This is a genomic window from Gemmatimonadales bacterium, from assembly GCA_035502185.1.
Classification (GTDB): Bacteria; Gemmatimonadota; Gemmatimonadetes; order Gemmatimonadales; family JACORV01; genus Fen-1245.
On record DATJUT010000053.1, the window covers coordinates 21,332 to 28,806 of the forward strand.

The window sequence follows — 7,475 nt, forward strand, 5'->3', positions numbered from 1 at the left end:
GCGCCGGGCCTAGACGGCAGCGCGGCCGATGCGCGCGAGCCGCTCACCCAGCTCGCGCGCCGATCCGATGCGGTCCTTCGGGGCCGGGGCCATCAGTTGCTCGATCAGGGTCGCGAGCCCGGGGGGCGTCTGCGGTGCGCTGGTCCGCAGCGGCTGCGGCCGTCCCTCGAGCACCCGGTCCACCACGGCCTCCGGGCTTCCGGCGTCGAACGGCGGACGGCCGGTCAGGCACTCGTACAGCACCACGCCAGTCGAGAACAGGTCGCTCCGCGCGTCCACGGCGCCGCCGCGATGGACTTCCGGCGCCAGATAACCCGGGGTGCTGGCCGCCTGGCCCGTCGCCGCGAGCTGCCGGCTGCGCTCGGAGAGCCGGCCGAGCCCGAGGCCCATCACCTTCAGGCACCCTTCCTCGTTCACCGCCAGGTTCGCCGGCTTGATGTCGCGGTGGACGATCTGCTGTTCGTGCGCCGCCGCGAGGGCCTCCGCCAGCTGGGCGCCGACGGCGAGCGTCGACTCGACCGTGAGCGCGCCCCGTTTGTCGAGCAGCTCTTCGAGGGTGATGCCGTGCACGTGCTCCATGGTCACGAAGTACCGGCCTTCCCACTCACCGAGGTCGTGCGCGCGAGCCACGTTGCCGTGCGAGATGCGGCGCGCCAGGCGGATCTCCTCCTTGAGGCCCTCGACCACGCCGGGCGCGTTCGCCACCAGGTCCCGACGCACCACCTTGAGGGCGATCTCCTCGCCCAGCTGGCGGTCGCGGGCGTGGTACACCGTCCCCGTCGCGTCCCTGCCCAGCTCGCCGAGGATCTCGTAGCGGCCCGCGATCCACTGCTCGGCGGAGGACGGGCCCCCGCCCGGGACTGCGGCCACGCCCCCGCTGGGACGGCCGCCGGCCTGGCGCACCTCGTGGCTCAGCTGGCCGAGGCGACGCTGCAGACGCTCCTCCCGCGTCCGCATGGCCGTCACCATCCGGTCGAACACCCGCGCCAGCCGCCCCAGACCGTCGTCGCGGCTCGCGACCGCGTCGAGCGAGCCCGGCTGGTACGCATCGCGCTCCACCGCCTCGGCCGCCGCGCTGAGCTGCGCCACGCGGCGCAGGTAGGCGAGCTCGAGGTCCCGCATCCGCTTGCGCTCCAGGCAGGCGCGGATCCGGGCCTGCAGCAGCACCGCCTCGAATGGCTTGGTGACGTGGTCCTCCGCGCCCGCCTCGATGCACCGGACGACGCTCTGCAGGTCGTCGACCGCGGAGACCACGACCACGGGGACGTCGCGGGTCGCGTCCGCGGCCTTCAGGCGGCCGAGCAGCTCGAAGCCGTCGAGCACCGGCATCCTGAGGTCCGTGAGGACGAGATCGGGCGGCTCCCGCTCCGCGGCCAGGAGGGCGGCGCGGCCGTCCTCGGCGAGCGTGACGTCGTAGCCGAGCCGTTCCAGCAGGCGGGACAGCGCCTGGCGGGTGGCGGCCTCGTCGTCGACCACCAGCAGCCGCGGCCGCGGGTGCTCCGCGGCCGCGGGTCCGGCGGCGATCCGCGGCGTCGCGCCCGCTGCCTCCGCCGCGGACGGCACGGTGTCGTCGAGCGCCCACAGCTCGACCGCCGTCTCGCGCACGGTGCGCGCGTCCTCCATCACCAGCTCCTCCTCGGGGCCGGTGGGCACGAACCCCAGCAGCGTGTTCATCGCCGCGACGATGCGGCGCTGCGGCTCCCGGACCTGCTCGTGCAGCTGGATGAAGTATTCCGAGGAGTCGGTGAGGCCGGCGGTCGGCTCGTGGCGCGACAGGAGCGCGACCAGCTGCCGGCCGGCGACCAGGGCGGACCCGGCCGCGTCGCGCCACAGCCGCCGTTCCGGGCGGACGAGCCCGTCGACCACGCGCTCGCAGTCGGCCGCGATGCGGTTGGCCGCGGCGCGCAGCCGGTAGCGCACCACGGCGATCCGCTGCGCGACCGCCTCGTGGATCGCCGTGGTCCCGCCCGACCAGAGGGGCATCGGCTGTCCGGTCACGGCCGCCCCGCGCCCCGGGGAAGGCCCGCTCGCCGGCGGGCCGCCGGACGGCGGTCCCGCCGCGCTCGCGTCACATCCACAGCGACAGGATGGTCCCCATCACCAGCAGGGCGACGAGCCAGAAGCCGTTGTCCAGCAGCCACAGGCCCCACGGCTTCTTCTCGTAGAGCTTGGTGCACAGCGTCACCGGGGCGACGTACCCCAGCCAGCCGAAGAACCCGCCCATCAGCCCGCCGGTCACCCGGCTCATCGGGGCTCCGTTCGCCGCGAAGTAGGCGTCGCCGAAGACGATCGAGTGGTACAGCACGAAGGCCATCACGAAGGTCCCGACCAGCACCAGCACGATGTTCATCGGCGCCGGCTTCATGTCGGTGACGCCCGTGAGCCGCACCCAGGTCTTGGCGAAGATCGCCCCGTACCAGACGGCGGCGATGGCGTAGCTCGCGACGGCCGCGACCAGCACGGCCAGGTAGTGCATGTGGATGTCGACGTTCATGGGCTCGACGCTCCTCCGGGAAGGGCCTGTGAGGTGCCGCTGCGAAACGCCATCAAGATGCCGCCGCCGCGCGCGGGGGCAAGAGCCGATGGGGGCCGCCGCTCCATCCGATTGACGAAGCCCCGCGCCGTTACCATACTCCGCCCGACCGACAACCGCAGGCGGAGCACGTCCGGTGAAGAACTGGCAGGAGACCTCGCTGCTTCTCGAGGAGGCGGCGCGCGTGGCCGGCTCCGGGCGACGCATCGCGCTCGCCACCGTCGTGCGCATCCTCGGCTCCACCTACCGCCGGCCCGGCGCGAAGCTGCTGGTGACCGACGACGGCGTCATGTCGGGCGGCGTCAGCGGCGGGTGCCTCGAGGACGACGTGCGCGAAGTCGCGCTCGGCGTCATCCGCGGCGGACCGCCGGCGCTCAAGCGCTACGACACCGGAGGCGACGAGCAGCAGGTGTGGGGCCTCGGCCTCGGTTGCAACGGCATGGTCGAGGTGTTCGTCGAGCGGTTCGATGGGCTGGACTCGGTCGCGACCCGCGCGCGCCGCCTGCTGGCCGGCGACCGCCCGTTCGCCATGGCGACGGTGATCGCGGGCCCGGGCGCGGGCGCCGCCCTGCTCCTGGAAGAGGACGCGACCGTCGCGGGCTCGACCGGCGAAGCGGCGCTCGACCGCACGATCACCGCGACGGCCCTCGCGCAGCTGGGGGTCGGGACGTCCGGCCTGATGGAAGTGGGTCCCCGCCGCCTGTTCGTCGAGGTGCTCGAGCCGCCGCCTCGCCTCATCATCTGCGGCGCGGGCGACGACGCGCGGGCGCTGGCGGCGATCGCGGCCAGCGCGGGCTTCCGGGTCACGGTCGCGGACCACCGGCCCGCGTACCTCGTCACCGACCGTTTCCCCGCCGGCGTCCGGCTGGTCCAGGCCAGGCCCGAGGACGGCATCGAGGCGTTCGCGGCGACCGCAGGCGCCTTCGTGGTGATCCAGACGCACTCCCTGACGAACGACCGGCACTGGGCGCGCTCGGCCGCCGGCTCCGCCGCCGCCTACGTGGGGCTGCTCGGGCCGCGGGATCGCGGCCAGAGACTGCTGGAGGACCTGCCGGTCGCTGCGCGCCGCAGGGTCTTCTCGCCGATCGGCCTCGACCTCGGCGCCGAGGGTTCGGAGCAGATCGCGATCAGCATCGTCGCCGAGCTGCTGGCGGTCCACGCCGGGCGCCCGCCCCGGCACCTGCGCGAGCGCGATTCCGCGATCCACGCCGGCTGAAGGTGCGCCGCGCGGGCCGTTGGCCGCGCTTCCCCGCCGCATTCGCCTCAACGCCGGCCTCCCGGCGGCCTAATTCCCACTAGATCGCTCGGCTATCGGTGACCCCTCCGCCTTGACAGTTCGACTCTTAGTTCAAAAATTGAACTAGGTTCAAATTACGCCCGGAGCGGCCGCTCATGCCCGCTGGCACCACCGCCTCGCCGACCGTCTCCGCCTACGTGCGCGCCAAGCGCGACCGGCGGCGCAAGGAGATCCTGCACGCCGCGCTCCGTGCGTTCCGGGAGAAGGGCTACCACGGCACCACGCTCGACGACATCGCCGAGCGGTTCGGCGTCCGCAAGACGGCGCTGTACCACTACTTCCCCGACAAGGAAGCCATCCTCTACGCCTGCCACCAGGAATCGCTGGCGGAGCTCGACCGCATCGTGGCGGGCAGCCGGGCGTACGACACCGCCATCGAACGCCTGGCCTACGTCATCCGCGAGCACGTGCGGGTCATGACGGAGACGCTCGAGGGCTCACCGCTCGCCTTCGAGGTCACCTCGCTCTCGGCCGAGCGGCAACGCGACGTGATCGCGGGCCGCGACCGCTACGAGCGGGCGCTGCGGCGGATCATCGCGCAGGGCGTCGCCGACCACGAGTTCCGGCAGCTCAACCCCAAGATCGCGGTGTTCGCGATCCTCGGCTCGATCAACTGGATCGCGCGCTGGTACCGGCCGGAAGGCGCGCTGCAGGCCGAGGAGCTGGGACGCGAATTCGCCGAGCACCTGGTGGGAGGGCTCACGTGCGGGTGAGCGCATGAAGGCCCTCCAGCTCACGGCCCCCGGCACGCTCGAGCTGCGCGCGGTGCCGCGGCCCGTCCCGCTGCGCGACCAGGTCCTGGTCGAGGTCGCCGGGTGCGGCGTGTGCCACACCGACATCGGGTTCTGGAAGGACGGGGTCGGCACCAAGCAGGCGCCGCCCATCACGCTCGGCCACGAGGTGAGCGGCACCGTGGTCGAGGCGGGCGACGAGTTCCAGCACCTGGTCGGCGCCGAGGTGATCGTGCCCGCGGTTATTCCGTGCGGGACGTGCGAGCTGTGCCGGAGCGAACGCGGCAACGTGTGCCGCGCGCAGGTCATGCCCGGCAACGACATCGACGGCGGCTTCGCCGAATTCCTGGCCGTCCCCGGCCGCGGCCTGTGCGTGGTCAAGGAGCGCGGCTCGCACGCCCTCGCGGACCTGAGCGTCGTGGCCGACGCGGTGACGACGCCCTACCAGGCGGTGACGCGCAGCGGCCTGGCGCCGGGCCAGCTGGCGGTCGTCGTGGGCACGGGCGGCGTCGGGGGCTACGCCGTCCAGATCGCCGCGGCCCTCGGCGCGCAGGTCGCGGCGATCGACGTGGACGACCAGCGCCTGGCGGCGGTGGCCGGGCACGGCGCCGGCCTCGCGGTCAACTCCGCGACGACCGATTTCAAGGAGCTCAGGAAGCGGGTGCGCGCGTTTGCCGCCGAGCGCGGCTGCGGCGAGACCGGCTGGAAGATCTTCGAGTGCTCCGGGCACCCCGGCGGCCAGGAGACGGCCTGGGGCCTGCTGACCCACGCCGCCACGCTGATGGTGGTCGGCTTCACGCTGGCCAAGGTCTCGCTGCGCCTCAGCAACGCGATGGCGTTCGAAGCGACCGTCCAGGGCACCTGGGGCTGCAGGCCGGAGCTGTATCCCGCCGCGCTCGAGCTGGTGACGAGCGGCCGCGTCGCGCTGCAGCCGTTCGTCGAGCACCATCCACTGGCGTCCGGCGTCGAGGTGCTCGCCGCCGTGGCCGAGCGAAAGATCGCCCGCCGCGCCATCCTCGTGCCCGACGCCGCCTGACCGACACCCTACACCCTGACACCCTACCCCCACTCGCCCTTCACGGGATGCCAGCCATGAAATCCCACACCCTCGTTGACGACTACGCCTACCGCCTGATCCGCTTCGACAAGAGGCCGGCCCGCGACGCGGCCGGCCGCGACGTGCCCGGGCTGTTCAACGCCTGGATCGTCATCGACAACCCGGCGCAGCTCAACAGCTACACCACGGACACGGCGAAGGAGGTCATCCTCGCCTTCCGGCAGGCGTCGATGGACCGGAGCGTGGTGGCGGTGGTGTTCACGGGCACGGGCGACAAGGCGTTCTGCACCGGCGGCAACACCAAGGAGTACGCCGAGTACTACGCCGGCAATCCGCAGGAATACAAGCAGTACATGCGCCTCTTCAACGACATGATCGACGCCATCCTGCGCTGCGACAAGCCCGTGATCAACCGCGTCAACGGGCTCCGGATCGCGGGCGGCCAGGAAATCGGGATGGCGTGCGACTTCACCATCGCGGCGGACACCGCGCGGTTCGGACAGGCTGGCCCCAAGCACGGCTCCGCGCCCGACGGCGGCTCGACCGACTTCCTGCCGTTGTACGTCGGCTTCACGCGGGCAGTGGAGAGCGGCGTGCTGTGCGAGACCTGGAGCGCGCACAAGGCGCTGTTCCTCGGCCTGGTGAACCAGGTGGTGCCGGTCCTCAAGCTCGACGGCCGCTGGATCCCGAATCCGCTGGTCGTGACCGATCGGATGGTGGACGAGTTCGGCGCCATCGTCTACGGCGACTTCCGCGCGGGCGCCGAGGCCGAGAGGGCGAAGGCGGTGGCGGCGAAGGCGACGACGGACCTGTCGCGGCTCGACGAGGCCGTCGAGGCGCTGTGCACCAAGCTGCTGTACCTCATGCCCGACTGCACCGCCAAGACGCTCACCAGCCTCAGAAAGCACAAGACCTGGCACTGGGACAACACCAGCGCCACCAACCGCGAGTGGCTGGCGCTCAACATGATGACCGAGGCGAAAGCCGGATTCCGCGCCTTCAACGACGGCCCCAAGGGAAAGCGCGAGGTGGACTTCATCCGCCTGCGCCAGCTGCTGGCCGAAGGCCATCCGTGGGACGACGAGCTGGTGCGCGCGATCTCGCCGCAGTACCAGGCGGCCGACTGATGGACCTCGGGCTGTCGGGCCAGGTCGCGATCGTCACCGGCGGCCGGAGCGGCATCGGCGCTGCCATCGCTCTCGGGCTGGCCCACGAGGGCTGCGACGTCGCGGTGGTGGACCGCGTGGTGGACGACCGCGCGCGCGAAGTGGCTCGCGGCATCGAGGCCGTGGGCCGGCGCGCCCAGCTGCTCGAGGCCGACGTACGGGACTTCGCTGCGGCGGAAGTCGTGGTCGGGAAGGTGACAAAGGAATTCGGACGTCTCGACATCGTGGTCGGCAATGCCGGCACGACCGCCGACGCCTTCGCCTGGAAGATGTCCGAGGATCAGTGGGACACGGTGCTCGACGTGAACCTCAAGGGCTGCTTCGCCTACGCGCGCGCCGCCGCCCCGGTGCTCCGGGAGCGGCGCCGCGGCCGGATCGTGTTCATCGCCTCCATCAACGGGCTGCGCGGCAAGGCGGGGCAGGCCAACTACGCGGCCTCCAAGGCGGGCGTCATCGCGCTGGGCAAGACGCTCGCGCGCGAGCTGGGGCGCTCCAACGTAACGGTGAACATCGTCGCGCCGGGGATGGTGCGAACCGGGATGACCGAGGCGCTCCCGGGCGAAGTCGTCCAGCGGGCGGTCGACGAGACCGTGCTCGGCCGGATCGCCACCCCGGAGGACATCGCCGACGCCGTGGTGTTCCTGTGCTCCGAGCGCGCCAGGCACGTGACAGGGGCCGTGCTGCGGGTGGA

7 protein-coding genes are annotated in these 7,475 nt (G+C 72.3%); 5 read left to right on the forward strand and 2 right to left on the reverse strand.

Going from position 1 to position 7,475, the window contains the following annotated elements; all coding sequences use genetic code 11:
* Positions 1-9 precede the first annotated feature (9 nt).
* Positions 10-1,983: a response regulator gene (locus tag VMF70_07240; protein ID HTT67804.1), complete on the reverse strand. Its 1,974-nt coding sequence runs from the start codon at positions 1,981-1,983 to the stop codon at positions 10-12.
* Between the two features lie 85 nt (positions 1,984-2,068).
* Entirely contained in the window at positions 2,069-2,494 is a 426-nt protein-coding gene (locus VMF70_07245; protein ID HTT67805.1) for a DUF1761 domain-containing protein, read from the reverse strand.
* A gap of 175 nt (positions 2,495-2,669) precedes the next feature.
* Between VMF70_07245 and VMF70_07250 the strand changes: the two genes are divergently transcribed.
* From VMF70_07250 to fabG, 5 genes are all read left to right on the forward strand, one after another.
* Positions 2,670-3,749 (forward strand): XdhC family protein, encoded by a 1,080-nt coding sequence (locus VMF70_07250; protein ID HTT67806.1) that lies wholly within the window; start codon positions 2,670-2,672, stop codon positions 3,747-3,749.
* A gap of 176 nt (positions 3,750-3,925) precedes the next feature.
* Positions 3,926-4,543 carry a TetR/AcrR family transcriptional regulator gene (locus tag VMF70_07255; GenBank protein HTT67807.1) on the forward strand — a complete coding sequence of 206 codons (618 nt, stop codon included), beginning with the start codon at positions 3,926-3,928 and terminating at the stop codon, positions 4,541-4,543.
* 4 nt (positions 4,544-4,547) lie between these two features.
* Positions 4,548-5,597: a 6-hydroxycyclohex-1-ene-1-carbonyl-CoA dehydrogenase gene (gene had, locus VMF70_07260; protein HTT67808.1), complete on the forward strand. Its 1,050-nt coding sequence runs from the start codon at positions 4,548-4,550 to the stop codon at positions 5,595-5,597.
* A gap of 56 nt (positions 5,598-5,653) precedes the next feature.
* Positions 5,654-6,745 carry a 6-oxocyclohex-1-ene-1-carbonyl-CoA hydratase gene (oah, locus tag VMF70_07265; protein HTT67809.1) on the forward strand — a complete coding sequence of 364 codons (1,092 nt, stop codon included), beginning with the start codon at positions 5,654-5,656 and terminating at the stop codon, positions 6,743-6,745.
* Positions 6,745-7,475, forward strand: a 731-nt coding sequence (fabG, locus tag VMF70_07270) for a 3-oxoacyl-ACP reductase FabG (GenBank protein HTT67810.1), incomplete at its 3' end; no start/stop codon positions are given. The genes oah and fabG, both read left to right, overlap by 1 nt.

Excerpts from the sequence above, each read along its gene's own strand:
- VMF70_07240 (HTT67804.1), bottom strand. The coding sequence starts at position 1,983 with ATGCCCCTCTGGTCGGGCGGGACCACGGCGATCCACGAGGCGGTCGCG.
- VMF70_07245 (HTT67805.1), bottom strand. The coding sequence starts at position 2,494 with ATGAACGTCGACATCCACATGCACTACCTGGCCGTGCTGGTCGCGGCC.
- VMF70_07255 (HTT67807.1), top strand. The coding sequence starts at position 3,926 with ATGCCCGCTGGCACCACCGCCTCGCCGACCGTCTCCGCCTACGTGCGC.
- had (HTT67808.1), top strand. The coding sequence starts at position 4,548 with ATGAAGGCCCTCCAGCTCACGGCCCCCGGCACGCTCGAGCTGCGCGCG.
- oah (HTT67809.1), top strand. The coding sequence starts at position 5,654 with ATGAAATCCCACACCCTCGTTGACGACTACGCCTACCGCCTGATCCGC.